The following is a 26,584-nucleotide window of genomic DNA, read 5'->3' on the forward strand; positions in this document are numbered from 1 at the left end:
TCGTACAAGACCTCGGCAGACAGGGAACGCAGACTCGGTTAACGTGTTTCCACCTCAATTTGTGACAAGCCACCATGGGCAATCCAACTTCCCCTCTCGACTGGATGCACCGCGCCCCTCACGCCAGCGGCATGGACCGTATCGAGGCGTACTTTGCCGGCTTCGCGTTCGACCCGCATCGCCATGACACTTACGCCATCGGCCGTACGTTGTTCGGCGTGCAGAGCTTTCACTATCGCGGCTGCATGACCCACAGCCTGCCCGGCACAACCATGGTGATTCATCCTGACGAAACCCACGACGGCCGCGCCAGCAGCGAGGAGGGCTTCAAGTACCGGATGATTTACGTGGAGCCGGCGCTGATCCAGCAGATCCTCGGCGGCAAGCCGTTGCCATTCATTCCCTTTGGCCATACCACCGACCCGCGCCTGTTCCGCGCCAGCGAAGTCCTGCTGCAAAGCCTGGACTGCCCGATTGATCCACTGCAGGAACAGGACGCGATGTATGACCTGGCGCAAGCCCTGAGCGAGGCGTCCGGGGTGATCACCAGCCGCAAGAGCTTCGACTACGTCGCCGCCGAACGCGCGCGGGAATTCATCCACAGCGCCCTGGGCCGCAGCATCACCCTGGATGAAATGGCCGAGCACGCCGGGCGTGACCGCTGGGCGTTGTCGCGAGATTTTCGCTTGTTGTTCGGCACCAGCCCCTACCGTTACCTGACCATGCGCCGCCTGGACCTGGTACGCAGCCTGCTGGCACAGGGGCAATCGCTGGTGAATGCGGCGATGACTGCCGGGTTCACCGACCAAAGCCATATGACCCGGCAATTTCGCAGCACCTACGGCATGCCGCCGTCGCGCTGGGTGAAGATGCTCGGGCGCTGGTAGGGCTTAAAGCTGGCGCCCGATAATCGGTTCGCCGATGCTCAGGAAGTTGCCGCCGGCAATGTGATGCAAGGTACGCAACGAATCCTGGCCGTCGAAGTGCCAGTGGCCGTCGCTGAACACCCGCGTATCGGCATACGCCGCAACCACTTCGCCAAGGAACAAATCGTAGGTGTCCTGGTTGTGCGGTTCAGGCAGCAGGCGGCATTCCAGCCAGGCGACACAACCTTCCAGCAACGGCGCCTCGGTATGTTCACCGCTGAACACCTGTAGGCCGTAGGTGGCGAATTTGTCTGTCTCGGTGCCAGTCGTGTTACCAACGGTCTGTACGAGATCGGCCTGGGCCACGCACGGTACTTGCAGCACGAAGGTGCCACTGGCCTCCAGCAACTGGCGGGTCCAGGTGGACTTATCCAGTACCACGGCGACTTTCGGCGGTTCGAAATCCAGCGGCATCGCCCAGGCGGCAGCCATGATGTTGCGCTGGCCGTTATGCGCCGCGCTGACCAGCACGGTCGGCCCGTGGTTGAGCAAGCGGTAGGCCTTGGACAGCGGAACGGGGCGACGGTGGGTCGGGCTCATGAAAGGTCGGCTCTTCAAACGAGAAAAAACCTACGATACCTCAAGCATGAACCCGACGGGTCAGTTGGTCAGCTGGTTGGCGAACTGGCCTACCGCACTGACGACCTTCTGCGCGCCGTCCTGGATCTCGACGATCACCGTGCCCGCTTCAGCCGCCAGGGCCAGGCCTTGCTCGGCTTGCAGGCGACCGTCGGTCATCAGCGCCACCGCGTCGCGGGCCATGTCCTGGTTCTGACGGACCACCCCGACGATTTCCTCGGTGGCCTTGCTGGTGCGTGACGCCAATTGCCGCACTTCATCGGCCACCACCGCAAACCCACGGCCTTGCTCACCGGCGCGCGCAGCTTCGATGGCCGCGTTGAGCGCCAGCAGGTTGGTCTGCTCGGCAATGCCACTGATGGTCTTGACGATACTGCCGATCACTTGGGACTGGGCATTCAGCGCCTCGATGCCTTCGCCGGCCTGTTGCATGTGCGTGGCCAGGTCACGCATCACGTCCACTGCCTGGGTCACGACCCTGGTACCACGCTGTGCGCTTTCATCGGTATGCAGCGAGGTGCCATAGGCGATGTTGGCCGCGTCGGACACCGCTTGCTCACGGTTGACCTGATCGGTGATCACCGTGGCGAACTTGACCACTTTGTACAAGCGATCGGTGGCGTCCATCACCGGGTTGTAGGTCGCCTCCAGCCACACCACGCGGCCATGGCTGTCGATCCGCTTGAAGCGCGCTGCCACAAACTCACCGTTGTTCAGGCGCTTCCAGAAGTTCTGGTACTCGGCACTGTTGTATTCCTCCGGTTCGCAGAACATGCGGTGATGCTTGCCCTTGATCTGCGCCAGGCTGTAACCCATGCCGCCCAGGAAGCGATCATTCGCGGTGAGCACATGGCCACTGAGGTCGAACTCGATCACCGCCGTGGAACGCACCAACGCGGCAATCAGGTTTTCATGCTCGCGCGACGCCTCGATGGTGCGCGTGAGGTCGCTGGAATAAATCGAAAAATGCTTGATGCGCCCGTCCGAACCGCGCACCGGTTGCACGATCGAGCGCAGCCAGGCTTCCTCGCCACTGCCGCGCATCAAGCGCACGGTGCCGGCGTAGTGTTCGCCACGCGTCAGGGCGTTGTTGAAGCGCTGCTGGAACTCGTCCCGGCGCACATGGGCCGGCACCAGCTCTTCAACAGGGCGCCCCAACAACTGCGTGCTCTGGTAACCCAACTCTTGCAGGAAGTTGCTATTGGCCCATTCAATACGGCCTTCGGCGTCCAGCGTCAGGCACAGCATCTCGCTTTCCAGGCTCTCCTTGACCTGCTCCAAGCTGGACAGTTCTTCGCGAAGAGCGGACAGCTCCTGCTTCAGGCGGGTGTTGAACATGGGGCACCGATGGTCAATGGGAGAGAAAGATCTGACCTGCATCGGCCCTGCCGGCGTTTTCTTAATAGGCCTTTAGCCCCGGGCCCAACTATATTTTTGCTCCCCTCAGCCGCCATTGCTGCGGCACGCGCCCATCACTTGATACTCAAGCGTCGTCAGCTTGCCGCTGGAGTCTTCATAGGTCATGCGCGACGGCACCGGGCGGCAGCCGCTGATCGGCGGCGTCACGCTGACCACCTTGGCAATATCCAGTGGCATGCCGTAGCGATACACCTGCACCTCGGGCGCGGGCTTGCCATTGCGCGCGGCGTAATCGGCCATGGCCTTTTCATTGCGCTCCATCATCAAGGCAAAGGTCCGGTCGCCGCCGCCTTCGGCCAAAGCACCGAACGACAAGACTGCCGCCAATACACCCAGGCCAAGTTTATAAAAGTTCATCACAAGTTCCTCGTTCAAAGTTGAGTGCCCAGAGTAACGAGCGAACCCTGACGCGACGTTCACCAGAACATTACTTATTTGTTAGGTAACCGTGAGATTCCAAAATTGTAATGTGCGTGCCACTTCGCTGTTATCTGTGATTTGCAACTATCAGCCCGGGCCAAATCAATAAGAACGCCCACCTCTATAAGAAGCTGATCACTGCCAATACCGAGGAGCGCAACATGCACAGTGCTTACTACACCCTTCCCTTTTCATTGATTGCGGCGCTGCCCCTGGCCGCCGTGGCCGTGGAAGACAAGCCCGAAGGTTTTATCGAAGGCAGCAGCGTGAACGTGCTGGCACGCAATTTCTACTTCAACCGCGATGACCGCAAGGGCCAGTCCAGCCCTACCGGCAATGGCTACTCCGAAGCCTGGGCGCAGGGGTTCATTGGCAAGTTCGAATCCGGCTTTACCCAGGGCACGCTCGGTTTTGGCCTGGACGCGTTTGCCATGTACGGCCTCAAGCTCGACTCGGGCACCGGCCGCAGCGGCGGCAAGGGCTCGTTTGGCGTGCTGCCGGTGGACAGCGGCAACCATCCAGAGTCCGACTACAGCAAATTCGGCGGCGCCGCAAAATTGCGCGTGCTGGACACCGTGATCAAGGCCGGTGACGTGTTCCCGCTCACGCCGGTGGTGGCATACGGCGACTCGCGGCTGTTGCCGGAAAGCTTTCGTGGCGTGACCGCGCAAAACACCAGCCTGGAGGGCCTGAGCCTGCAAGGCGGACGTTTGAGCGGTATGAGCCAACCCACCGAGAGCGGCATGGACAAAGGCTTTGCGACGTTCTATGCGGGCAAGGTCGACTCACCGTGGATCGGCTATTTCGGCGGTGATTACCAACTCAACAAACACCTGAGCCTGAGCCTGTACAGCAGCCGCTTGAAGGACGCCTGGGACCAGTACTACTTCGGCAGCGCCGCCAACTACCCGCTGAACGATGAGGTTTCGCTGTTCGGCGACTTCAACTATTACAAGGCGGTGGATGAGGGCAAGAAACGGCTGGGTGAGTTCGACAACACCATCTGGAGCGCCAGGCTCGGCGTGAAGATGGGCGCCCACAGCGTGGCCGTGTCGCACCAGCGCAACAACGGTGATGACGACTTCGATTACCTGCGCCAGTCGGACTCGATCTTCCTCAACAACTCGATCCAATACAGCGACTTCAACTCCCCCAAGGAGCGTTCGTGGATGGTGCGCTACGACCTGGACATGCAGCCGTTCGGCATTCCCGGCCTGTCGTTCATGACCCGCTACGGCAAAGGCACCGGCGCCGACTACAGCAACGCCAACACGGTGTACATGCGCCGCGATGCAGCAGGCGACCCGCTGACCGATCAGCGCCGCTGGGAGCGCGACATCGAAGCCAAATATGTGGTGCAAAGTGGCAACTTGAAAGACCTGTCGCTGCGCTTGCGCCAAGCCACGGTGCGTTCCAGTGCATTCGAGTCGGACCTGGAAGAAGTGCGCTTGATTGCCGAATACCCGCTGGCGATTCTCTGAATCATTACATTCGTTCGCGCTTGACTAACATCTGTTCACAACTAGCCAGTTATCAAAACTGTAATATTGGCCTCACCTTCTCGTTAAGTTGAACTTTATAGACTGGCTTCAACTTGCAACACCGAGCACATTCATCTCTGAAGCTTTTGTGTAGCTCCTTTGGAAAGAGATGGATTTTTAACGCCCCATTGGGGCGTTTTTTTTGCGTGCTCACTTAGTTGCGACAGAACGTCGCAGTTGACCCTGAAGTCACTTCACGGTTCAGAATTTTCCTACTCCCCCAACAACAGCCTCCATAAGGAAATGGACTCCCTTCTCTTTTCGAAAAAGGTAAATCCCCATGCGTATCCTTGTGGTTGAGGACGAGCAAAAAACCGCCGCTTATTTGCAGCAAGGCCTGACTGAAAGTGGCTACGTGGTCGATTGCGCCGCCAACGGTATCGACGGCCTGCACCTGGCCCGGCAGCATGCCTATGAACTGGTGATTCTCGACGTCAACCTGCCAGGCAAGGATGGCTGGGAAGTACTCGAACAACTGCGCCGCGACGGCAGCCAGCGCGTGATGATGCTCACCGCCCGTGGGCGCCTGGATGACAAGATCAAGGGCCTGGACATGGGGGCCGATGATTACCTGGTCAAACCCTTCGAGTTTCCCGAATTGCTCGCGCGGGTGCGTACGTTATTGCGACGCAGTGAACATATCCCACAGCCGGAAGTGTTCTGCGTGTCGGACCTGGAACTCGACCCGCGCCGCCATCGCGCCTATCGCGGCAACCGCAGGATCGACCTGACCACCAAAGAGTTCGCCCTGCTCCAGGTACTGATGCGCCAGACCGGCGAAGTGATGACCCGCACGCAGATTATTTCCCTGGTGTGGGACATGAATTTCGACTGCGACACCAATGTGGTGGAAGTCTCCATCAGCCGCCTGCGCGCCAAGGTGGATGACCAGAGCGAGGTCAAGTTGATCCACACCATTCGTGGCGTCGGCTACGTGCTGGAAGCGCGCCCATGAAGACCGGCAGCCTGTCGATGCGCCTCGGCCTGACGGTCAGCCTGATGGGTGCCGGCCTGGTGCTGCTGCTGGCCAGCCTGGCTTACCTGGCCCTGACCCATGAGCTGGAAAAACTAGCGCGCAAGGGTCTGGAAAGCAAGATGGAACAGATCCAGCACAGCCTCGCCCAGGGCCTGGACGCTCGCGACATCCGCGCGCGCCCGCACTCGCTGTTGGACTTGGTCGTCGGCCACGATAACTTCTACCTGAGCATCGTCGGCACCGCGCCCGACGAGCGTGTGCTGCTCAGCGTCGGTGCCAAGCCCCAGGTGCCGCTGCTCACCGACTACCCGCACCGGGAAACCCTCGGCTACCTCAACTGGGAAGACAGCGACGGCAACCAGGTGCTCAGCGCATCCAGCCTGATGCGCCTGGCCAGTGGCGAACGCGTGCGCGTGCTGCTGTCCCTGGACCGCATGGACGACCAGGCCCTGCTCAGCGCCTACCTGCGCGCCACGGTGGTGGCATTGCCCTTGCTGTTGCTATTGATCGGCATGGGCGCCTGGTGGCTGGTGCAGCGCGGGTTGGCACCGTTGAAGCAGTTCAGCCACGTCGCCGCCCAAGTCACCACCCAGGACCTGACCCATCGCCTGGCCCTGGACAACCTGCCCCAGGAACTGCGCGAGCTGGCCCAGGGCTTCAACGTGATGCTCGACCGCCTGGACGCGGGCGTGCAGCAACTGTCGCAATTCTCCGACGACCTGGCCCACGAACTGCGCGCGCCCCTGACCAACCTGATGGGCAAAGCCCAGGTCACACTGTCACGCCAACGGCCGTCGGAGGAATACAAGGCCGCGCTGGAATCCGGCACCGAGGAGCTGGAGCGTTTGTCACGCATCGTGTCCGACATGCTGTTCCTGGCCCAGGTCAGCCACCCGGCGGCGCGTGCCTCGTTTGTGCCGGTGTCGTTGACCGATGAAGCCCGTCGGGTCATGGAATTGTTTGCCCTGAGCGCCGAAGACAAACAGCTCAACCTGACCCTCAGCGGCGATGCCCAGGTACAGGGTGATCGCCTGATGATCCAGCGCGCCCTCTCCAACCTGCTGTCCAACGCGATCCGCCACAGCCCACGCGGTGGGCACATTGCCCTGCTGGTGGAAACGTATGCGCAACAGGTGTCCGTGTCCGTCAGCAACCCCGGTGCGGGCATTGACGCCCGGCATTTGCCGCACCTGTTCGAGCGTTTCTACCGCGCCGACAACAGCCGCGCCCGCACCGAAGGCGGCACCGGCCTGGGGTTGGCCATCGTGCGCTCGATCATGACCCTGCACCAGGGCCAGGCCGAAGTACGCAGCCCACCGGGTGGCATCACCTCGTTCCGCCTGATATTCCCCCTCCCCTGCGACCAGCCTAAGTAGTGAGCGGGCTTGCCCCGCGCCGGGCGGCGAAGCCGCCCCAATAAGACCGCCGCGATGTTTCAGGGAGACCGAGGTGCCTGGAGTTGGGGCGGCCTCGCCGCCCGGCGCGGGGCAAGCCCGCTCACTACACGTCAGTCTTGTTCTTTGTGGTGTGCCCATTGGTACAACGCCGGCAGCACCAGCAAGGTCAGCAACGTCGAGGAAATAATCCCGCCGATCACCACGGTCGCCAGCGGCCGTTGCACTTCGGCGCCGGTGCCAGTGGCAAGCGCCATGGGGATAAACCCGAGGGACGCCACCAGCGCCGTCATCAACACCGGGCGCAAACGGGTCAACGCACCTTCGTTGATCGCCACCGACAGCGAGCGCCCTTCCTCGCGCAGGTTGCGGATGAACGCAATCATCACCAGCCCGTTGAGCACCGCCACCCCGGACAACGCGATAAAGCCCACCCCCGCCGAGATCGACAGCGGAATATCCCGCAGCCATAGCGCCATGATCCCACCCGTCAGCGCGAACGGAATCCCGGTAAACACCAGCAGCCCGTCCTTGAGGTTGTTGAACATCATGAACAACAGCCCGAACACCAACAGCAGCGCCACCGGCACCACGATACGCAAGCGTTCGGAGGCTTCCTTCAACTGCTCGAACTGGCCGCCCCAGGTGGTCCAGTAACCCGCCGGCACCTTGACCTTGGCATAGATTGCCGCTTCGGCCGCGGCCACGAACGAGCCAATGTCACGCCCGCGTACGTTGGCGCTGACGATCACCAGGCGCTTGCCGTTTTCGCGACTGATCTGGTTGGGGCCGAGCACCAGATCCAGGCTGGCCACCTGGGACAAGGCGATAAAGCCCAACTGGCCGGATGCGTTTGCGGGCACCGGGATCAACAGTCGCGACAAGCCGTCAATATCAGTGCGCAGCGCGTCGGACAAACGTACGACCATGGCGAAACGCCGGTCGCCTTCGTACAAGGTTCCGGCCTGGCGTCCTCCGACGGCCACAGCGATGGTGTCCTGGACATCACCGACATTCAGGCCAAAACGTGCGGCCTTGTCGCGGTCGATATTGATGGTCAGCACCGGCAGGCCAGAGGTCTGTTCCACCTTCACTTCCGAAGCGCCATCAAGGCCCTTGAGCGTATCGGCGATGGCGTCGGCGGTCTGGTTGAGCACCGTCATATCATCCCCAAACACCTTCACCGCCACATCACTGCGCACTCCGGAAATCAGCTCGTTGAAGCGCAGCTGGATCGGTTGCGAAAGTTCGTACGCGCTGCCCGGCACAATCGCACTGGCGCGCTGGATGTCGGCAATCAGGGTTTCACGGGATTTGCTCGGGTCTGGCCATTGGTCCTTCGGCTTGAGCATCACGTAACTGTCGGAAATATTCGGCGGCATCGGGTCGGAAGCAATTTCCGCGGTGCCGGTGCGGGCAAACACCCGCTCGATTTCCGGCACCTGGGCCATCAAGGTGGTTTCCAGTTGCTGCTGCATGTGCACCGATTGCGTCAGGCTGGTGCCGGGCACGCGCAAGGCCTGCTGGGCAAAATCACCTTCGCTGAGGCTGGGGATAAATTCGCTGCCCATGCGGCTGGCCAGCACCCCGGAGCCGAGGATGCTCAGCAGCGCCAGGCCGAATACCAGCGGCCGCCGCGCCATCACCCCCTCCAACACCGGCGCATAGGCCCGACGTGCAGTGCGCATCACCAGGTTTTCTTCTTCCTTGACCTTGCCGGTGACAAACAGCGCAATGGCCGCCGGCACGAACGTCACCGACAGGATCATCGCGCCAAGCAAGGCGATCACCACGGTGAAGGCCATGGGATGGAACATTTTCCCAGCCACGCCGGTGAGGGCGAAGATCGGCAGGTACACCACCATGATGATCAGTTGCCCGAAAATCAGCGCCCGCCGTGCTTCCCTGGCGGCGGCGAACACTTCGTGCAGGCGCTCGCTGCGGGTCAACAAGCGGCCGTGACGCTGCTGCGCATGGGCCAGGCGACGGATCGCGTTCTCGACGATCACCACCGCGCCGTCGACGATGATGCCGAAGTCCAGCGCACCGAGGCTCATCAGGTTGGCGCTGACTTTGTTGGTGAACATGCCGGTAAAGGTGAACAGCATCGCCAGCGGGATCACCATCGCGGTGATCAGCGCCGCACGGATATTGCCGAGAAACAGGAACAACACCGCGACCACCAGCAGCGCGCCTTCGAAGAGGTTTTTCTTGACGGTGGCAATGGCTTTTTCGACCAGGTTGGTGCGGTCATACACCGTGACCGCCACCACGCCTTCGGGCAGTGATCGGTTGATCTGTGCGAGTTTTTCCGCCACGGCCTGGGACACGCTGCGGCTGTTTTCACCAATCAACATGAACACCGTGCCCAACACCACTTCACGGCCATTTTCGGTGGCGGCGCCGGTACGCATCTCACGGCCGATGTCGACCTCAGCGACGTTTCGCACACGAATCGGCGTACCGTCCGACGTGGTGATGACGATGTTGGCAATGTCGTCGATCGACGCCACCTGCCCCGGTGCGCGGATAAGCAGTTGCTCGCCGCTGCGCTCGATGTAACCGGCGCCGACGTTGGCGTTGTTGCGCTCAAGCGCAGTGACCAGGTCGTTCAAGGTCAAGCTGTAGGCGGCCAGGCGCTTGGGGTCGGGGGCGATCTGGTATTCCTTGGCAAAGCCGCCGATGGTGTTGATCTCGGCCACGCCCGGCACGTTGCGCAGTTGTGGCTTGATGATCCAGTCCTGGATCACGCGCAAGTCGGTTGGCGTGTAGGGCGTGCCGTCGTCCTTGAGTGCGCCGTCCTTGGCCTCCACGGTCCATAGGAAAATTTCCCCAAGGCCTGTGGAAATCGGCCCCATTGCAGTCTCGATGCCAACCGGCAATTGTTCTCGGGCGACTTGCAGGCGCTCGTTGACCAGTTGGCGGGCGAAGAACAAGTCGGTGCCGTCCTTGAAAATCACCGTTACCTGGGACAACCCGGAGCGCGACAGTGAACGGGTCTGCTGCAACCCCGGCAGGCCGGCCATGGCGGTTTCGATGGGAAAGGTAACGCGCTGTTCGGTCTCCAGCGGCGAGAAACCCGCCGCCGCCGAATTGATCTGCACCTGCACGTTGGTGATGTCAGGCACTGCGTCGATGGGTAGCTTCTGATAGCTGGCGATACCGACACCGGCCATCAACAGCACCGCCAACAGCACGATGATGCGCTGCTCGATGGCGAATTGGATAAGGCGCTCAAACATGGGGAATCACTCGCAGGATCAATGGGCGTGCTCGGCGGAGCCCTTGCCCAGCTCGGACTTGAGGATGAAGCTGCCAACCGTCGCCACTTGCGCACCGGCTTCCAGGCCTTTTCGCACTTCGACGTAGCCGTTTTCGCTGACACCTAGTTCAAGATGGCGGGTGACGAACCCGTGTTCGGTGCGCTCGAACACCGAGGGTTTGTCCTCGACGGTCTGGATCGCCGCCTCGGGCACGCTGACCGGCGCCTGGAAGCTCTCGGTGGCCAGTTGCACGCTGACAAACAAGCCGGGGCGCCAGGCATCGTCGGGGTTCGGCACGCTGACGCGAACGGTGGCGGTGCGCGTCTGTTCGCCGAGCAGATTACCGACGTAGGCCACTGTGCCACGGACTTCGGTGCCCATTTCGCTGGAGCTGACCTTGACGGGTTTGCCGACGCGGACCTTGTTCAGGTCTTTGGGAAACACACCAAAGGTGACCCACACCTGGGACAGGTCCGACAGGGTGAAGGCGTTGCTGGTTTCGCTGACCACCTCGCCGACGCCGAGGTGTTTTTCCACCACCACACCGGCAAATGGCGCGCGCAATTCGTAGCGATTTCCTCCGACGAGTACGGCGCTGCCACTCAGGGCGCTCATCTTCTGACGGGCGTTGTTCAGGGCGATTTCGGCTTCCTGTAGGGTTTGGCGTGCCAGCAGGTAGTCCTGTTCGGCAGAGATTTTGTCCTGCCACAACTGACGCTCACGCTGAAAGGTGGTGCGGGCCAGTTCGACCCGGCGTTGGCTGGCGGCCAGTTCACTGCGCAGGTCGGAAATCTGCTGGCTGGCGATCACTGCCAACAGCTCACCCTTTTTTACCGACTGGCCGAGGTTGACCTGCACCGACTCCACCACGCCCGCCGTACGCGGGACGATGTGCGAGGTGCGGTCCTCGTCGAAACGCACCTCTGCCGGCACGGTCAGCAGCGTGCTGAGCGAGCGCGGTTGGGCCTGGGCCAGTTGAATGCCGGCGGCCTGGATCTGCTGCTCGGTGAGTTCAAGTTCGCCTTCTTCTTCAGCGGCCTTGGCAACACTGCACAGCAGCAGGCTCAAGGCGACGGCGAGCGCTACGCCATGTTTGTGGTTCATAGAAAGCTCCAGGAAAAATCAAAGACGGGTGAGGTCGCCGTAGATCCGTTCGATGCGCACCCAGGCCTCCGTGGCCTGGGCGGTGGCGGCGAGGTATTGGGTGCGAGCGGCAATCAGCGTGCGCTGGGCGTCGAGGACATCGAGGAAGTTGAACTTGCCCATCTCGAAACCACGGGTGGCGCTGTCCACCGCGCTTTGGGCGGCGGGCAGGATCTGCTGGTTGAACGTGCGCACTTCGCTATCGGCGGTTTGCCACAGGTCCAGGGCCTGGCGGGTTTCGGTACGCAGGCGCAGTTCGGTGGCGTTGCGCAGGTCGCGGGCCTGGTCGGCGCGACGACTGGCGGCGAGCACGTTGCCCTGGTTGCGGTTGAACAGCGGGAGCGGCATCGACAGGCCGACCAGGTTGACCCGCTCACGCGCGCCAGCGTCGTATTGGCTGCCGATGGACACGTCGAGGTCGGGGATGCGCTGGGCTTTTTCCAGGCCGACGCTGGCTTCGCTGTGCAGGATCTGCAATTCGGCCAGGCGCAGTTCGGCCGTCTGTTCAAGGCGCGCCAGCAACTGGGCGGCGGGAGGCAACGGCAGTTTTTGCGTGGCGACGCCCTGGAAATCGACGACGGCGCTGCCAGTGCTGGCGGCCAGGCGGCGATAGGCATCGTTGAGGCCCATCTGTGCACGGTTGAATTCAAGGCGGATTTGCGACACTTGCACCTGGGCGCGGGTGGCTTCCACCGGCGAGGTTTTGCCCGCCGTCACGCGACCGTTGGCGACCACCAGGCCACGTTCGGCCAGCTTCAGGGAGCGCTGCGCGAGGTCAAGGCGCTCCTGGGCGCGCAGGGCGCCGTAGTAGCTGTCGATCACGTCGGCGCGCAGGGTGTTGCGGCGCTGTTCCAGGGTCAGTGCGGTGGCGTCCTGAGCGCGAGTGGCCACATCGATACGCGCGCCGCGCTTGCCGCCCAACTCCAGGGTCTGGCTGAGTTTGACGCTGGTGGTGCGCGTGTCACGGCGGGTGTCTTCGGCATCCACGGAAAGCACGGGGTTGGGTATCAGCGCGGCCTGCTGGCGGCCGCCCTCGGCGATGTTGATGTCCCACTGAGCAGCGGCGAGGTCAGGGTGGTTGGCGAAGGCATTCTGCAAGGCGCTATCGAGGGTGAGGGTTTGCGCTTGGGCCGTATTGGCAGCCACCCACAACAACGTCGCCCCCAGCAGATGTTTAACGGAAATTGGCATAACGAGAGTTCCACGCCCATGAAGTACAAGCGGCTGGAATGTAGCGCTCGCGACTTATCAGGGCGGTGGAGACAAGATTACAAATCCGACAGCAATGGCTCTGGGCTGGCACTTTGGGCGGGGGTCGCAGGTCGCACCAAAACGGCACATGAACACCCTGCGCAAAGCCCTCGCGCCCATCGCCGTATTGCTGCTGACCATCGGCGCCGGCGGCGGCCTCAAGCAAACCCTGCTGGATGCGGGCGTGAGCCAGACCATCAGCAAGGTCGCCGAAGGTGCGCACATGCCGTACCTGCTGCTGGCCTGGCTGATCGCCGTGGCGTTGCGTCAGGCCACCGGCTCGGCGACGGTTGCCACGACCACCACGGCGGGCATTCTCGCGCCGATGATGGCGGGGTTGGCGGCGACACAGAGCTCACTGGTAGCGCTGGCGATTGGCGCGGGCTCGGTGTTCTTTTGCCATGTGAACGACGCCGGGTTCTGGATGGTGCGCGAGTATTTCGGGTTGCAGTTGAAACAGACGATTTGGGTGTGGTCGGTGTTGCAGACGATTGTGTCCGTTGTCGGTTTGATCGGTACGCTACTGCTCTGGCACTTTCTGACCTGATCCTCAGCTCGCCAAGGTGTGGCGCTTACCGAACAGCGCCACACTCCCCACGCCCACCGCACCCATCACCACGCAATAGCCCACGCAAATCCACGGGCTCGTCGGCATCAGTGCAATCAACAGCAGCGGCGTGGTGCTTGCCCACAGCGCGTAGGCAATGTTGTAGGTAAAGGAGATCCCCGAGACCCGCACCGGCGCCGGAAACAAGCCGACCATCACCGACGGCACCGCGCCGACCACCCCGCAACTCAAGCCCGCCACGGCGTACGCCGCGCCGAGCCAGATGCCGCCGTTGATCAGGCTGGCATACAGCACGGCAATGCCCACTGGCAGCAGCAGGCTGTAGACCAGCACTGCGCGCCAGGCACCGATGCGGTCCACCAGCAGACCGGCGAGGACGCAGCCGATGTTGAGGAAGACGATGCCCAGCGCGCTCAATGCAAAGGTATGGCTGGGACTCATGCCGAAGGTTTTCTGCATCATGGTCGGGGTGATGACGACGAGGACGACCACGGCGGAGGTGAGCACGCAGGTGAGGATCATCGCCGGCAGCAGCACGGCGCGATGGTCACGCAGCACGGTACGCAGCGGCAGTTCGGCGGCGGCATGGCGGCGGGCCTGCATTTCGAGGAACACCGGGGTTTCGCTGAGCCAGCGGCGCAGCCACACCCCGATCACGCCGAACACGCCGCCGAGCAGGAAGGGGAAACGCCAGGCGTAGTCGAGGATCTCGGCAGGCGTGAATATTTGCGCCAGCAGTGTGGCGGTCAGCGCCCCAAGCAGGTAGCCGAAAGTCAGCCCGGCTTGCAGGAAACCCAACGCGTAGCCACGGTGATGGGGCGGCGCGTGTTCCGCGACGAAGGTCCAGGCACTGGGCACTTCGCCGCCCACGGCGGCACCTTGGAGCACCCGTAGAAACAGCAGGATCAGCGGTGCGAAATAACCGATTTGCGCGTAAGTCGGCATGATCCCGATCAGCAGGCACGGCAGCGCCATCATCAGGATGCTCAAGCTGAATACGCGCTTGCGTCCCAGGTGGTCGGCGAAATGTGCCATCAAGATGCCGCCCAGCGGACGCGCCAGGTAGCCGGTGACGAAAATTCCGAAACTTTGCAGCAGGCGCAGCCATTCGGGCATTTCTGGCGGGAAAAACAGTTGGCTGAGGGTCAGCGCGAAGAATACGAAGATGATGAAATCGTAGATCTCCAAGGCGCCGCCCAGGGCGGCCAGGCCCAGGGTTTTGTAGTCGGAGCGGGAAAAACGCTGCGCCTGGGAGGAAAGGATGGCAGTCATGGTGAGGCTCGGCAGACAAACAAAATGGCGTGCAGGTTATGAGCTGGGCGGGATGATGGCAATCGCGCAAGATGTATTTGTTTTCCCCATGGATCGATGGAGATAACTGCATTCCCTTGCCGATGGGCGCAGTCGCAAGGTTGGCAGCGCACTTCAAATGGCGGGCTTCTGGCTTGCGGCGTGACGCAACACCTTTCTGATTAGACGCGTGGGGTTGTCCTACTTCAGACGATGCCCTCCCCTGACTCCTTTCGCCAGCACCTTTGATTAACCTGACTCGGCTTCCCTCTCACGAACCACCAAGGAAAATCCGATGACGCCCCTGTCCAAATCACTGGAAGAGTTGATCAACGATATTTACAAGGACGACAACGTTTCGTTCGTCGAGTACAGGGCCCTGCGCGACGATGCTGATCGCCGCATGGCGGCCGTTATCAAGGAGTTTGGCCTGCACAACAACGTGACGGCCTTCCAGAAAGCGATGGACGTGACGATGCAGCTATTGCAGACCAGTGTCATCGACGCCAAAAAAGCCAAGCTGACCGACACCGGCGAGGCAATCGTCAAGGATGCACTGACGGCCCAGGTGGAGTATTTGCGCGCCGGCAGCCAACTGGCACTGCGCCTGCTGTGACCTTCTGACGTAACCCCCTGTCTTCGTTCCGTCACATTGCATTGCTACCGTCCTGCGAAATATCTTGCAACATCTCGCCAGCAAGGACTCCCGCAATGAGTGATGAGCACGAAGACCGCCCCTCCCCCGATTCCACCGCCCAAGCGCCAGTAGACAGCAGCCGTCGGCGCTTCCTGGGGGGCGCGGCGGTGCTGGGGGTTGGCGCGACCTTGAGTGCCTGCGGCAATCCCAGCGAGGCCCCGGGCAAGCCGACGGCGCGACCACTTACACCGCAGGAGCTGGACAAGGCCTTGCACGACCAGGTGAAAACCGTGGTGGTGATCTACGCCGAGAACCGCAGCTTCAACAACCTGTTTGCAGATTTCCCCGGCGTTGAGAAACCGCTGTCGGCGCTCAAGCCTGCCGACGCGCAGCAACGCGACCGCGACGGCAGCCTGCTGACCACCCTGCCTGCGGTCTGGGGCGGCGTGTTGCAAGTCGGCCCGCAAAGCGTCGACGGGGTGACGTACCCCAGCGAAGTGCAATTCCAGCAGGGCCTGCCCAATGCGCCGTTCGCCCTCAAGGGCCCGAACGCTGAAGACCTGCCCTTGGGCCTGGTGACCCGCGACTTGTGGCACGTGTTCTACCAGAACCAGATGCAGATCAATGGCGGCAAGAACGACAACTTTGTCGCCTGGGGCGATTCCGGCGGGCTGGTGATGGGGTATTACGCCCAGAGCCGTTATTCCCTGCGCCTGTGGGACGTGGCCAAGGAGTTTGTGCTCTGCGATAACTTCTTCCAGGGCGCGTTTGGTGGCTCGTTCCTCAACCACCAGTACCTGATCAGCGCCACCGCGCCGTTTTACCCGAACGCCGCGCAGTCGGTGGCCAAGGCACAGATCGCCACCCTGCAAAGCGATGACCCCACCGACACACGCCTCAAGCCCCTGGACAAGTCCCCGGCCAGCGCCATGACCGGCGCGCCGCAGTTCGGCCCCAGCGCACTGACCCCGGACGGTTATGGGGTCAACACCCTCGCCCCGCCCTACTGGCCGACCTGGATTCGCGACCCGCAAAACCCGGACTACGCCAAGGCCGACCTGCCCAACGTGCTGGTGCCGCAAACCCACGAACACATCGGCGACAAGCTGTCGAAAAAGAACGTCGACTGGGCCTGGTATGCCGGTGCATGGCAGGCGACGCTGGACCAGTTCAAGGACTCGGGGGGTATCCCCAAGATCCCGAACTTCCAGTATCACCACCAGCCGTTCAACTACTTCAAGCAACAAGGGCCGCAAAACCGTGCCGAACGGGACAAGCGCCTGCGTGATGGCGGTTTGGGCGATGAGTCGAGCACCAACAGGTTTTTCGCCGACGCCCAGGCCGGCAAGCTGCCTGCCGTGACCTTCTACAAACCCCAGGGCAACCTGAACATGCACGCCGGTTACGCCGACATAGCCTCCGGCGACCGCCATATCGCCCGCGCCTTGAAGGTGCTGCAAGAGAGCCCGCAGTGGAAAAACATGGTAGTGGTCGTCACCGTCGATGAAAACGGCGGCTGGTGGGACCACGTCGCGCCGCCCAAGGGTGACCGCTGGGGCCCTGGCACGCGGATTCCGGCGTTGGTGGTGTCGCCGTTTGCACGCAAGGGCACGGTGGATCACACGGTGTACGACACGGCGTCGATCCTGCGCCTGATCACCCGGGTGTTCCAGCTGGAAACCCTCGATGGCCTCAAGCAGCGTGATGACGCCATGATCGCCCGCGGCCAGAAGCCCATGGGTGACTTGAGCAACGCCTTGCAGTTCAACCTGTAGGTTTTCTTATCCAATAACGACATGCCCGGCGATTTAGCACGCGGTTTTCCTGGTCAGCCGCTACTGTGTGGGAGTGGGCTTTCATCCCGCGCAGACGGGCTTTCGCTGACAAGGAATCACACATGTTCAAACCGACCAGGTTGTCCCTCACCCTGGCCGCACTGATGGCCAGTGCGGTCGTACAGGCCGACGTCGAAGTACCGCTGGGCAGCACGCAACGTGTCACTCAGCTGTTCGCGTTCCCCAATAACTGCAACGTGATCTGTTTTCGGCCCTGGTCGCTGGAGCAGACGGCCGAGCATTATCTGAACCAGAGCCTGCAACGGGACGGTTACAGCAGGGCCAAGGTCAGCGTGAAGAACCACGACGGCCAGGTTGTCGCGACCTTCAGCGGTGTACCCGAAGATTACGGCCAGCCCCTAAAGACGTTACTCAACACCGCCGACCTGGCCTACCAAGGCGCCAGCAAGCTCAACAGCGACGGCAAGTGGGCCTACAACTGGTATTTGTTCCTGCCGCTGGGCATGGCCCTGGAAAACCGCAAGAGCATCGAGCTGCTGCACTTCCCGCCGGACTACTCGCTGACCCAGGCCCAGGATTACCTGGAATCCAGTACCACCGACCGCTGGGCCGCGCTGCTCACCGACAACGGTATCCCGGCCACCGAAACGCCGGCCTACCAGACCATCATCGACATCGCGCCGATCGCCGCGCCGTCCAATGCCGGCAAGGATCTGGAAGGCGTCTACAGCTACTTCACCGATTATCAGACGCGCATGGTCAAGGAACTGAGCCTGTCGCCCAAAGGGTCGTTGCCGATGGTGGCGTTCGGCGCTCCGGTGCGCAATTGGATCAAGCAACAATACGGGCAGAGCGTGGCCGTGCTGGGCCTGGCCCAGATCAGCCCGCAAGCCGGCGAAACCGTTGCGGTGCTGGGCGCCAACCACCCGAGCTACATCTGGTACGCGGCCGACCCTGCGACCTATGATGGCAACGAGCAGAAGGCCGACGAAGCGGGTTTGAAGGTCATGGGCCAGGACTTGAGCGCCGCCTGCTGGCAGGCGGGCATGGGGCAAAAGCCCGCGAGCGATCCGAATGTGTTGCTCAAGGCGTGCATGAACACCTGGCAGGTCACGCGCAAGGAGCAGACCTGCGAGTTGTTCTACACCTCCGTGCGCGGCTTGACCCCGGAAAAAGCCAACGCCCAATGCGCCACGCCGACGACCAAGGCGCAACTGCGCCTGCTCAAGAACCCCGCCCCAACGCCTACTATCACGGTGCCGGCGCTGTAAGTCGTACCGGCAACGGGGGATTTCTACTGTCAAAGTTGACAGTAGAAATCCGATCCAAGTTGAGCGAGGCTTGGAGCGCACCCATCCGCTGCAAGACTGGAAGTCAGCCACTACCCGCAGGTCGATGCAGCCGAACCCAGGAGAGTTATGAAAACTCGCGCCATGGATAAGGCTAAAACCGTTGCGAGCGACTGCCTTTACCCCTTCAAGTCCCACCTCGGCACGGGCTACCCCTCGACCGAGCTGTTCGAGGTGGTGCACGACGCAGATGGCACAGCGGCCGGGATCAAGGCTCGTGTGGCCTTTGACAGTCGTGTACGCATTGCCAAGCTCTCAGGCTACGCCCTGAGCGAACGACGCCTGCATACCTTGCAGCTGTCTTCACGCATCCACCTGTACGACTGCTGGTTTTGCGGGCTGATCTCGCACTCCTGCAAACCGAACGTATTCCTCGATTTGCATTACCTGGAAGTCTGGACCTTGCAGGAAATTGCGGCCGGCGAGTGCTTGACGATGGATTACGCCAACACCGAGGACGTGTTGTACCGGCAGTTCGCCTGCCAATGTGGCGAGTTGAACTGCCGCGGCTGGATCACCGGGCGCAATGAGCCGCTGAACGCCGAAGGCCAGGCGTTCATGGCCCAATGGCGCGAACGCAAGCGACCTTAGGCTTCGCCCAACGGACGCAGGCGATATTGCGGCGGCAACTGCTCGAAACCACTGATGGTGGTGTTCAAGCTCTTCCAGCGACCATCCTTGATGCCATAGATGCAGCCATGGATCGACAGGCTCTGCCCACGGTGCCAGGCGTTTTGCACGATGCTGGTGTGACCGACGTTGGCCACCTGCTGGATCACGTTCAGCTCGCACATGCGATCCACGCGCTCTTCCTCGGTGGGCAACTGGGCCAGCACGTCGCGGTTTTCGTAGTACAGGTCACGAATGGTGCGCAGCCAGCCGTCGATCAGGCCGAACTGGCGGTCTTGCATCGACGCCCGCACGCCGCCGCAGCCATAGTGGCCGGTGACGAGGATGTGTTTGACCTTGAGCACGTCCACCGCGTACTGGATCACCGACAGGCAGTTGAGGTCGGTGTGCAGCACCACGTTGGCCACGTTGCGGTGGACGAACAGGTCGCCCGGCAACATGCCGACAATCTCGTTGGCCGGCACGCGCGCGTCGGAGCAACCAATCCATAGGTATTCCGGGGTTTGCTGGCGGGCGAGCTTGGCGAAGAATTCGGGATCTTCCTGTTTGATCGCATCCGCCCAGCGTTCGTTGTTATCAAGCAGGTCTTGTAGTTCGTTCATCAGGGAAAGCCTCAGGAATGGTGCGCAGTTTTGTGACTGACAACCCCCCGTCCGGGTCACGCCTGGCGCAAATAAGCTTGAATCTTTGGGGTGGTGCGCCTGTCCACACACTATAAGCCCCACAGTATGAGGATTGGCCATGACTGAATCACGACGCCCTACAGAGCCTGTTGAAGATGACAAGGGCAATCTGGCGGATTACGACTTGAGCATTGTCGATGAGGACGGGATTGACGCGGGGAATCGGCTGGATGAGGCCGAACGCGAACCAATAGACGGTAATCGCTGACACACCGCAGTTACCCATGTGGGAGCGGGCTTGCTTGCGAAGAGGGAGTGTCAGTCAACCGATTCATCGACTGACCCGCCGCCTTCGCGAGCAAGCCCGCTTCCACATTGGAGGGTCGTGTTCAGTCGACCAGGGTGCAGGCCATGACAACGGCGTCCTCACGCCCACCCACTGCGGGGTAGTAATCGCGGCGACGGCCGATTTCGTTGAAGCCATAACGCTCGTACAGACGAAACGCGCCGGTATTGCTGTCGCGCACCTCCAGGAAACACTCCCGCGCACTGGCTGCATACGCCCGCGACATCAGGTGTTCCAGCAGCGCCAGGCCCAGGCCACGGCCCTGGTTTTCCGGCTTGACGGTAATATTCAGCAAATGCGCTTCATCAAGGATGATCTGCACCACGCCGTGCCCCACCTGCTGCTCGCCTTCGAACATCAACCAGATCTGGTACTTGCCCAGCCCGTCAAGAAAGATCCCACGGGTCCAGGGATGGCTGAACGCTGCGTATTCGATTTTCAGCACGGCGTCGAGGTCGGCCTCGGTCATCGGGCGGAAGGATAAAGCCTCACTCATCAGTTGTTTTCCAGCGCGCCATCAGCCGGCGCATGGCTTGCCAGACATCAGCCTTACGCTGTGGCTCTTCCATTAATAATTCCAGGCCCGGCAGGGCCCATACCGAGCCCAGGCCTTCGACCTGCAGCTCGCGATACCAGGCTTCGGCATTGGCTTCGCCGGCAAAACGCACGGCGGGCAGGCCGATCAGCCACAGGCACACACAGGGCTCGTCTTCCAGGCGCGCCGAGACAAAACCTTGCACAAAATCACGCGCGGCTTCCGGGCCCTGGTCCATGGTGCCGCGTACCAGCAGCGGCCAGCGTACCGGCTCGCCGACGATCTGCGGGCTGTCGGGCAGGCCGGCGGCGCGCAGCATGTCCTTGAGCAGCATGTAGGCCGGGTCGCGGGTCTGGAAACGTTCGCCGGTGGGCAGTTCCACCAGCAGCAGGCAGCGCCCGGCCCGCAGCAGTTGCAGGGCGAAACGCGGCGGCGGCACTACCGGGGCCTTGACCACCGGTGCAGGCGCTTCGGCCGCCACCGCCTTGGTCACCGGCGACGGGCGCGGCACTTCGACCTTGGCACGCTCCACCGCAGGCCGCACGGGCGCTTCGGGCTTGACCAGCGCCACCGGCGCAGCCGCCTCCTCGCCCGAAGACTCGAATGCCTCGTAGGGCTCAAGCGCTTCCAGCAGCTCGGGCCGCGACGGCGCGGCAAACGGCAGTTCGGTGCGGGGCAGCCAGTTGACCACCTGCATGGCGGTCAAGTAAGCGCGACGTCGGGACTCGATAAGCACAGCTCGGCCACTTGTGGATAACTAAAGAGCGGCGATTCTACCGTTGTTCGGCAACAATCGCCCACTGCGTACTGACCGGCTGTGGATAAATCCCCGGCCTGATGCAGTACAATCGCGACTTTTCATCGCCAACCAGCCGGCCATTCCCATGATCGAACCCAAGCGCGTCCTGCGCGCCCTCGCCGAACACTGGGCCTTACTTGAGCCACTGTGCGAACACTTCGACCAAGGCACCCTGAGCCTTGCCGAGCTGCGCGCACAACTGGCCGCCCAACAACTGGACAGCACGCCACAGGACATCACCAGCCTGCTGGACGTGTGGATTCGCCTGGACATCCTGGTGCCTGTCGCCAAAAGCCCGAACCGTTTCGAGCTCAACGCGCAGATCCACGACTTCCTGGCTTATCTTCGCAAGGAGCACCGGCTTGGCCTGTGCCTGGAAATCGAAGCCTACCTGCGCCATCTCGAACGCCTGGCCGGGTACATCCAGGACGCTTTCGACATCCGTGATGGCCACGACCTCGCCCGCCAACTGCGCCTGCTGGATATGCGCGTGCGGGACGTGCTGAAAAAGCTCGCCAACGACGAACAGGCCCTCGCCGCCGTAGCCGATCGCGCCAAGACCAGCGACCGGCAGATTCCGTTGCGCCAGCGTTATGCCGAGGTCTTGGCGACCTGGGACGAATACGTCGAGCCGATGATCCAACTGGTGAACGCCGATGGCGCCTTCGAACAGGGCGTGCGCAAGGTCGAGAACGTGCTGTTGCGCCTGCTCACCGAGCAACAGCGTCTCGGCCACCTGGTGGACGACGACATGCTGCTGCGCACCCACGCACGCATCCTGGAAATGCAGACCAGCGCCCAACTGACCTTGCGCCATGCGCGCGAGCTGCTGCTGCCACTGCGCGAAGAAGCCCGTCGGCACAACGCCGTGACCCGCGGTGCGGCGCTGGCGCTGTCAGCGATCCGCCGCAAGGGCCTGGACGCCGTGCCGCAGGCGGCGATGCCGATGTTCACCCGCCCGCAAAGCACCTTCCTCGGCAGTGCCAGCCAGGTGGAGGCTTATGTGTACGCCCTGGCGAATTTCGAGCCGAAACCGGCGCGCTTCCCCAAGGCGCACAAATCCCACAAGGGCGACGCCCAACGTGCACCGCGCACGGTCAAGGAAATGCTCGAGCGCTGCGAAGACGCGTTGCCGATGCCGGACCTGATGACCTGGCTGCTGGAGCAGGAACCGGACGGTGCCACCGACGAATTGCTGTACTGGTTCTCGCGCCTGTCCCGCGAAAAACGCTTCAAGCGCGAACGCCTGGAACGCCGCGACTACCACACCACCGAGCACCAGGTCAGCCTGCGCTCCTTCGCCCTGCTCCCGGCCAGTACTGACGCCGCCGAGCATTCTGCGAGTACACCTCATGCATCTTGATCTATCCGAACTGTCCCAGCTGGCGCCGATCTTTCGCGAGCTGTTCAAGGGTTACCACGTCAGCCGCCGCGACCCGGAGCTGTACGCCCAACTGTCGAACTTCCAGGACCAGTACCGCACGCTGTTCAAGGCCCTGGGCTTTGAGCTGGTGTGCGACACGCGGGGCTTCTACTACTTCGTGCCAGACACCGCCGTGGCCGCCGCGCAGGTCAACAAGACCGCGCAGCGCCTGGCGTTGTTCACCTTCATCATCGTCGAACATTTGGCCGACCAGGGCCGCGACCCGATTGCCGTGCTCGACGGTGGCAGCCTGGGCCGCGATGAACTGCCGTCGCTGCTGGAGAAGTACCGCGACCTGTTTATCCAGGCCGAAGTGCAGACCCAGGAAGAACTCGAAGAAAAGATCATGCGCCGCATGACCCAGCTGGGTTTTGCCAGCGAAGACAACGGCATCTATCGCTTCCTGCCGCCGATGCACCGTTTCCTCGACGTGTGCCTGTCGGTGCAGCAGGACCGTGACCTCGCGGCCAGCATCCACAGCGTATTGCCACTGCCGGCGCCGGTGATCATCGATGAAGACAGCGACGAGAAATTGCTGAAAACCGATGACCCGCTGGACTTGAGCGACTTTGCCGAAGAAAGCGAAGAAGACGCCCTGGCCCGTGCCATTGCCGAAGAACAGGAGACCGACGCATGAGTAAGGAACGCTACGGCATCCGCCGCTTCGCCCTATTGAACACCGCCGGTTACAGCCTGGGATTGTTCCCGCTGGAAGAGCCGCTGTCGGTATACGGCGCGAACAACCTGGGTAAATCCGCGTCGATCAACGCCTTGCAGTTCCCAATTCTGGCGCGCATGTCAGACATGAGCTTCGGCAAGTACACCCTGGAACAATCGCGGCGCTTCTACTTCGCCACCGACACCAGCTACATCCTCGTGGAAGTGTCCCTGCCCCACGGCCCGCACGTGATCGGCGTGGTCGGTCGCGGCCCGGGCGGTGGTTTCGGGCACCAGTTCTTTGCCTACGCCGGCAAGCTGGACCTGGCGCACTACCAGAAAAACGACACCTGCCTGCGACAGAAAGAACTGTTCACCAACCTGGAGCGCGAAGGCCTGAAAGCCTACGAACTCAAGCCCGATGAACTACGCCGCTTGCTGGTGGGCGGCCACACGTCGATCCCCCTGGACCTGACCCTGATTCCGCTGCGCTCCACCAGCGAGCAGAGCCTGAAGACCTTCCGCGCGCTGTTTATCAACCTGCTGCACATGCGCGAAATCACCGCGGCCAAGCTCAAGCAATTGTTCCTCGATGCCTTCGAACACAGCCTGCGTTCCGGCAGCGTGGATTACATCGCCGCGTGCGAAGAAGCCTTCCGCGATGTGCGACGCATGGAGCAGGACTACAACTCGCTGGTCGCCGCCGGGCCGCTGGTCGAGGCGTTGTCCAATGGTGTTCGCCAGCGCGATGTATTGCGCGGCAAGCTGCATCGCCTGTCACCGTTGCTGGACTCGTTGCTGGGCACTTGGTCGGACTACGCCAGTGCGCGCAAGGAAGAGCTGACCATCCAGGCCGAGCACTACCGCAGCGAACAGGACGCGTTGCAGAACGATCAGCGCGGCGGCACCCAGGAGCTGATGCGCCTGGAGCGGGAAATCAGTGGTATCCAGCGTTGGCTGGGCGAGCTGTCGGTGCTCAAGCATCGCTTTGCGCTGGTCGATGATGTGAAGGTGCTGGAGCAGCAATTGCTCGCGGCCAAGGATGCCCACGATGAACTGGCGGGCGCCCTGGCGCAGTCGCGGCAGTTCAGCGCCGAGGATCTGGACGAACGCCTGCGCGAGCTGGAAAAGCGCTTGAAGTCGGTCAAGCAGCAGCTCGATCACGCGGATAACAACAGCTACGCCAAGTTGCGCGAAGAATTCTCACAGCAAGATGTTGAGCGTCTGATGCGTCTGTTCAACAGTTCGTTGTTCAGCCTGCCATTGGGCGAGCATGGCATCACGCTGGACGAGGAGGGTCAGTGGGTCAAATCCCTGGAGCAGATCCTCGATGGCTTCAAGGGTGAACGCTTTGAAGTGCCGGGGCTGTCCATCGACATCTCCCATATCGAACCGCCGGCATTGCAGGCCCTGGCGGATCGCGCCGCGTTGCGCGACCAGAAAGAGCGTCTGGAAAAAGAACTCAAGCAACTGAAAACCCAGCAGGCCGTGGCCTCCGACCGTGCGGCGAGCAAGACCCAGACCGAAGCGCTGTACCAGCAAGTACTGGATGCGCAGAAAGCCCTGGAAGACTTCCGCCGCGCACAGACCCTGAGCGCGGAAGAAGGCGAGAAGCTGGAAAACCTGGCGCAGATGGAAGCGGCGCAGGATGAGTTGAAACGCTCCAGCGATGCGTTTACCGAACGGGTACAGCAACTGTCGGCCAAGCTGCAATTGGTCGGTCGTCAGATCGGCGATATGGAAGCCAAGCAACGCACGCTGGATGACGCGCTGCGTCGTCGCCAGTTGTTGCCGGCGGACTTGCCGTTCGGCACTCCGTTCATGGACCCGGTCGACGATTCCATGGACAACCTGTTGCCGCTGCTCAATGACTATCAGGACAGCTGGCAAGGCTTGCTGCGCGCCGATGGCCAGATCGAGGCGCTGTATGCCCAGGTGCGCCTCAAGGGCGTCGCCAAGTTCGACAGTGAGGATGACGTCGAGCGTCGCCTGCAACTGCTGATCAACGCCTATGCGCACCGTACCGATGAAGCGCTGACCCTGGGCAAGGCGCGGCGTGCGGCGGTTACCGATATTGCGCGGACCCTGCGCAATATCCGCAGCGACTACGACAGCCTTGAGCATCAACTGGCGTTGTTCAACCGCGAGATCAACAAGCGTCAGGTCTCCAACCTGCAGAGCTTCCGCATCGTGCTGGCGCCGAACAAGGAAGCGCTCAAGCATATCGACCAGATCATCCACAGTGCCGGTCAGTATGAAGAAGGCGAAACCCTATCGGTGTTCGACCTGAGCCAGAGCGCCGAGCAAGACAACAAGAACGAAGAGGCCAAGGAATACCTGGCCCGCCTCGTGGCCGCCAACCATAACCAGTTGGGCCTCAAGGATTTGTTCGAGCTGGCGTTCGAGATCACCAAGGTGCATGGCCAGCCGGTGATTCACACCGACATCGATGGCGCGGCGTCCAACGGCACCACCATGACCATCAAGGCGCTGACCAACATGTATTTGTTGCTGCACTTGATGGACCGCGACCAGGCCGGGCGCGTGCGTTTACCGTACTACCTCGACGAGGCGGCGGACATCGATGAGAAGAACCAGGCGGCGCTGCTGGAAACCAGTCTGCAGTTGGGCTTTGTGCCGATCCTGGCCAGTGTGAAGCCACAGGTTTCCGCCCAGGTGGCGATTGACCTGGAAGGTGGCAGCGGGCCGAACGGGATCTATATCGACGAGGCGGATTGGAAGTACATCCGTCGCCACGATGTGGTGAAGGCGACGCTGAATGTGCAGGCCGATGAGCCGGAGTTGGATGAGGTCTGATTTTTTCAGCTGAAATGAAAAGGCCCCTGGGTGTGAATCCAGGGGCCTTTTTTTGTATTGGCTGTGCGGGCCTCTTCGCGGGCAAGCTGAACTGGTCAAGTAATCTTGGACACCGATTAAGGTTTCACGCCGCCAACTTCTCCCTGGCGACTGGTGACCGATAGTCGTTGTAGCTATGCGGCCTGGTGATGTTGTAGCGCGA

22 protein-coding genes and 2 pseudogenes are annotated in these 26,584 nt (G+C 61.9%); 13 read left to right on the top strand and 11 right to left on the bottom strand.

Annotated elements, in window-relative coordinates:
• The first annotated feature begins 74 nt into the window (after positions 1 to 74).
• Positions 75 to 887 carry an AraC family transcriptional regulator gene (locus tag IB241_RS07465; protein ID WP_192297813.1) on the top strand — a complete coding sequence of 271 codons (813 nt, stop codon included), beginning with the start codon at positions 75 to 77 and terminating at the stop codon, positions 885 to 887.
• A 3-nt stretch (positions 888 to 890) separates the two neighbouring features.
• On the opposite strand, the gene IB241_RS07470 is transcribed toward IB241_RS07465, so the two are convergent.
• From IB241_RS07470 to IB241_RS07480, 4 genes and pseudogenes are all read right to left on the bottom strand, one after another.
• Positions 891 to 1,466 (bottom strand): flavin reductase family protein, encoded by a 576-nt coding sequence (locus IB241_RS07470; RefSeq protein ID WP_192297814.1) that lies wholly within the window; start codon positions 1,464 to 1,466, stop codon positions 891 to 893.
• 60 nt (positions 1,467 to 1,526) lie between these two features.
• Positions 1,527 to 1,958, bottom strand: coding sequence for a methyl-accepting chemotaxis protein (locus IB241_RS27905; RefSeq protein ID WP_412547865.1), 432 nt, complete (start codon positions 1,956 to 1,958; stop codon positions 1,527 to 1,529).
• A gap of 108 nt (positions 1,959 to 2,066) precedes the next feature.
• Positions 2,067 to 2,885 (bottom strand): annotated as a pseudogene (locus IB241_RS27910) (PAS domain-containing protein); the annotation flags it as partial.
• A 63-nt stretch (positions 2,886 to 2,948) separates the two neighbouring features.
• Complete coding sequence (locus IB241_RS07480) at positions 2,949 to 3,281, bottom strand: DUF2790 domain-containing protein (RefSeq protein WP_192297816.1); 333 nt, start codon at positions 3,279 to 3,281, stop codon at positions 2,949 to 2,951.
• Between the two features lie 224 nt (positions 3,282 to 3,505).
• Between IB241_RS07480 and IB241_RS07485 the strand changes: the two genes are divergently transcribed.
• From IB241_RS07485 to IB241_RS07495, 3 genes are all read left to right on the top strand, one after another.
• Positions 3,506 to 4,825 carry an OprD family porin gene (locus IB241_RS07485; protein WP_192297817.1) on the top strand — a complete coding sequence of 440 codons (1,320 nt, stop codon included), beginning with the start codon at positions 3,506 to 3,508 and terminating at the stop codon, positions 4,823 to 4,825.
• Positions 4,826 to 5,165: 340 nt separating this feature from the next.
• Entirely contained in the window at positions 5,166 to 5,840 is a 675-nt protein-coding gene (locus IB241_RS07490; RefSeq protein ID WP_192297818.1) for a heavy metal response regulator transcription factor, read from the top strand.
• Positions 5,837 to 7,237 carry a heavy metal sensor histidine kinase gene (locus tag IB241_RS07495; protein WP_192297819.1) on the top strand — a complete coding sequence of 467 codons (1,401 nt, stop codon included), beginning with the start codon at positions 5,837 to 5,839 and terminating at the stop codon, positions 7,235 to 7,237. Before IB241_RS07490 ends, IB241_RS07495 begins: the two co-directional genes overlap by 4 nt.
• A 131-nt stretch (positions 7,238 to 7,368) precedes the next feature.
• Here IB241_RS07495 and IB241_RS07500 read toward each other — a convergent pair whose 3' ends face one another.
• The 3 genes from IB241_RS07500 to IB241_RS07510 are packed head-to-tail and all read right to left on the bottom strand — an operon-like array spanning position 7,369 to position 12,852.
• Entirely contained in the window at positions 7,369 to 10,497 is a 3,129-nt protein-coding gene (locus tag IB241_RS07500; RefSeq protein WP_192297820.1) for a CusA/CzcA family heavy metal efflux RND transporter, read from the bottom strand.
• Positions 10,498 to 10,515: 18 nt separating this feature from the next.
• Complete coding sequence (locus IB241_RS07505; protein WP_192297821.1) at positions 10,516 to 11,622, bottom strand: efflux RND transporter periplasmic adaptor subunit; 1,107 nt, start codon at positions 11,620 to 11,622, stop codon at positions 10,516 to 10,518.
• Positions 11,623 to 11,640: 18 nt separating this feature from the next.
• Complete coding sequence (locus IB241_RS07510; RefSeq protein WP_192297822.1) at positions 11,641 to 12,852, bottom strand: TolC family protein; 1,212 nt, start codon at positions 12,850 to 12,852, stop codon at positions 11,641 to 11,643.
• Between the two features lie 94 nt (positions 12,853 to 12,946).
• Here IB241_RS07510 and IB241_RS07515 point away from each other — a divergent pair.
• Positions 12,947 to 13,459: pseudogene (locus IB241_RS07515) on the top strand (gluconate transporter); the annotation flags it as partial.
• A gap of 3 nt (positions 13,460 to 13,462) precedes the next feature.
• On the opposite strand, the gene IB241_RS07520 reads toward IB241_RS07515, so the two are convergent.
• Positions 13,463 to 14,752, bottom strand: a complete 1,290-nt coding sequence (locus IB241_RS07520) for an MFS transporter (protein ID WP_192297823.1) — start codon at positions 14,750 to 14,752, stop codon at positions 13,463 to 13,465.
• Positions 14,753 to 15,065: 313 nt separating this feature from the next.
• Here IB241_RS07520 and IB241_RS07525 point away from each other — a divergent pair, with 313 nt between their 5' ends.
• From IB241_RS07525 to IB241_RS07540, 4 genes are all read left to right on the top strand, one after another.
• Entirely contained in the window at positions 15,066 to 15,386 is a 321-nt protein-coding gene (locus IB241_RS07525) for a hypothetical protein (RefSeq protein ID WP_192297824.1), read from the top strand.
• Between the two features lie 95 nt (positions 15,387 to 15,481).
• Positions 15,482 to 17,182 carry an acid phosphatase gene (gene acpA, locus IB241_RS07530; protein ID WP_192297825.1) on the top strand — a complete coding sequence of 567 codons (1,701 nt, stop codon included), beginning with the start codon at positions 15,482 to 15,484 and terminating at the stop codon, positions 17,180 to 17,182.
• 122 nt (positions 17,183 to 17,304) lie between these two features.
• Entirely contained in the window at positions 17,305 to 18,474 is a 1,170-nt protein-coding gene (locus IB241_RS07535) for a hypothetical protein (protein WP_192297826.1), read from the top strand.
• 147 nt (positions 18,475 to 18,621) lie between these two features.
• Entirely contained in the window at positions 18,622 to 19,143 is a 522-nt protein-coding gene (locus IB241_RS07540; protein WP_192297827.1) for an SET domain-containing protein-lysine N-methyltransferase, read from the top strand.
• On the opposite strand, the gene can is transcribed toward IB241_RS07540, so the two are convergent.
• Entirely contained in the window at positions 19,140 to 19,784 is a 645-nt protein-coding gene (gene can / locus IB241_RS07545; RefSeq protein WP_003188288.1) for a carbonate dehydratase, read from the bottom strand. The two genes, IB241_RS07540 and can, sit on opposite strands and share 4 nt — an antisense overlap.
• Positions 19,785 to 19,923: 139 nt before the next feature.
• Here can and IB241_RS07550 point away from each other — a divergent pair, with 139 nt between their 5' ends.
• Complete coding sequence (locus IB241_RS07550; RefSeq protein WP_192297828.1) at positions 19,924 to 20,073, top strand: hypothetical protein; 150 nt, start codon at positions 19,924 to 19,926, stop codon at positions 20,071 to 20,073.
• A gap of 121 nt (positions 20,074 to 20,194) precedes the next feature.
• Here the strand turns inward: IB241_RS07550 and rimI are convergent, their stop codons facing one another.
• Positions 20,195 to 20,647, bottom strand: coding sequence for a ribosomal protein S18-alanine N-acetyltransferase (gene rimI / locus IB241_RS07555; RefSeq protein WP_005784514.1), 453 nt, complete (start codon positions 20,645 to 20,647; stop codon positions 20,195 to 20,197).
• On the bottom strand, positions 20,640 to 21,383 hold the full coding sequence (locus tag IB241_RS07560) for an energy transducer TonB (RefSeq protein WP_192297845.1): 744 nt from the start codon (positions 21,381 to 21,383) through the stop codon (positions 20,640 to 20,642). The genes rimI and IB241_RS07560 overlap by 8 nt, the downstream gene beginning before the upstream one ends.
• 187 nt (positions 21,384 to 21,570) lie before the next feature.
• Between IB241_RS07560 and mksB the strand changes: the two genes are divergently transcribed.
• Genes mksB through mksF form a run of 3 tightly spaced genes read left to right on the top strand, consistent with a single transcriptional unit; the run spans position 21,571 to position 26,382 of the window.
• On the top strand, positions 21,571 to 22,848 hold the full coding sequence (gene mksB / locus IB241_RS07565; RefSeq protein WP_192297829.1) for an Mks condensin complex protein MksB: 1,278 nt from the start codon (positions 21,571 to 21,573) through the stop codon (positions 22,846 to 22,848).
• Positions 22,838 to 23,545, top strand: coding sequence for an Mks condensin complex protein MksE (gene mksE, locus IB241_RS07570; protein ID WP_192297830.1), 708 nt, complete (start codon positions 22,838 to 22,840; stop codon positions 23,543 to 23,545). Before mksB ends, mksE begins: the two co-directional genes overlap by 11 nt.
• Positions 23,542 to 26,382 (top strand): Mks condensin complex protein MksF, encoded by a 2,841-nt coding sequence (gene mksF, locus IB241_RS07575; RefSeq protein WP_192297831.1) that lies wholly within the window; start codon positions 23,542 to 23,544, stop codon positions 26,380 to 26,382. Before mksE ends, mksF begins: the two co-directional genes overlap by 4 nt.
• Positions 26,383 to 26,584 lie beyond the last annotated feature (202 nt).

The sequence above is a fragment of the Pseudomonas sp. PDM05 genome, from assembly GCF_014851685.1.
Lineage (GTDB): Bacteria > Pseudomonadota > Gammaproteobacteria > Pseudomonadales > Pseudomonadaceae > Aquipseudomonas.

Coding starts and splice junctions, on each gene's coding strand:
- IB241_RS07505 (WP_192297821.1), bottom strand. CDS start 11,622: ATGAACCACAAACATGGCGTAGCGCTCGCCGTCGCCTTGAGCCTGCTG.
- IB241_RS07510 (WP_192297822.1), bottom strand. CDS start 12,852: ATGCCAATTTCCGTTAAACATCTGCTGGGGGCGACGTTGTTGTGGGTG.
- IB241_RS07470 (WP_192297814.1), bottom strand. CDS start 1,466: ATGAGCCCGACCCACCGTCGCCCCGTTCCGCTGTCCAAGGCCTACCGC.
- acpA (WP_192297825.1), top strand. CDS start 15,482: ATGAGTGATGAGCACGAAGACCGCCCCTCCCCCGATTCCACCGCCCAA.
- IB241_RS07525 (WP_192297824.1), top strand. CDS start 15,066: ATGACGCCCCTGTCCAAATCACTGGAAGAGTTGATCAACGATATTTAC.
- IB241_RS07495 (WP_192297819.1), top strand. CDS start 5,837: ATGAAGACCGGCAGCCTGTCGATGCGCCTCGGCCTGACGGTCAGCCTG.
- IB241_RS27905 (WP_412547865.1), bottom strand. CDS start 1,958: ATGCGTGACCTGGCCACGCACATGCAACAGGCCGGCGAAGGCATCGAG.
- mksF (WP_192297831.1), top strand. CDS start 23,542: ATGAGTAAGGAACGCTACGGCATCCGCCGCTTCGCCCTATTGAACACC.
- mksB (WP_192297829.1), top strand. CDS start 21,571: ATGATCGAACCCAAGCGCGTCCTGCGCGCCCTCGCCGAACACTGGGCC.
- IB241_RS07465 (WP_192297813.1), top strand. CDS start 75: ATGGGCAATCCAACTTCCCCTCTCGACTGGATGCACCGCGCCCCTCAC.
- IB241_RS07490 (WP_192297818.1), top strand. CDS start 5,166: ATGCGTATCCTTGTGGTTGAGGACGAGCAAAAAACCGCCGCTTATTTG.
- IB241_RS07560 (WP_192297845.1), bottom strand. CDS start 21,383: ATGCAGGTGGTCAACTGGCTGCCCCGCACCGAACTGCCGTTTGCCGCG.
- can (WP_003188288.1), bottom strand. CDS start 19,784: ATGAACGAACTACAAGACCTGCTTGATAACAACGAACGCTGGGCGGAT.
- IB241_RS07480 (WP_192297816.1), bottom strand. CDS start 3,281: ATGAACTTTTATAAACTTGGCCTGGGTGTATTGGCGGCAGTCTTGTCG.
- rimI (WP_005784514.1), bottom strand. CDS start 20,647: ATGAGTGAGGCTTTATCCTTCCGCCCGATGACCGAGGCCGACCTCGAC.
- IB241_RS07520 (WP_192297823.1), bottom strand. CDS start 14,752: ATGACTGCCATCCTTTCCTCCCAGGCGCAGCGTTTTTCCCGCTCCGAC.
- IB241_RS07535 (WP_192297826.1), top strand. CDS start 17,305: ATGTTCAAACCGACCAGGTTGTCCCTCACCCTGGCCGCACTGATGGCC.
- IB241_RS07550 (WP_192297828.1), top strand. CDS start 19,924: ATGACTGAATCACGACGCCCTACAGAGCCTGTTGAAGATGACAAGGGC.
- IB241_RS07485 (WP_192297817.1), top strand. CDS start 3,506: ATGCACAGTGCTTACTACACCCTTCCCTTTTCATTGATTGCGGCGCTG.
- IB241_RS07540 (WP_192297827.1), top strand. CDS start 18,622: ATGAAAACTCGCGCCATGGATAAGGCTAAAACCGTTGCGAGCGACTGC.
- IB241_RS07500 (WP_192297820.1), bottom strand. CDS start 10,497: ATGTTTGAGCGCCTTATCCAATTCGCCATCGAGCAGCGCATCATCGTG.
- mksE (WP_192297830.1), top strand. CDS start 22,838: ATGCATCTTGATCTATCCGAACTGTCCCAGCTGGCGCCGATCTTTCGC.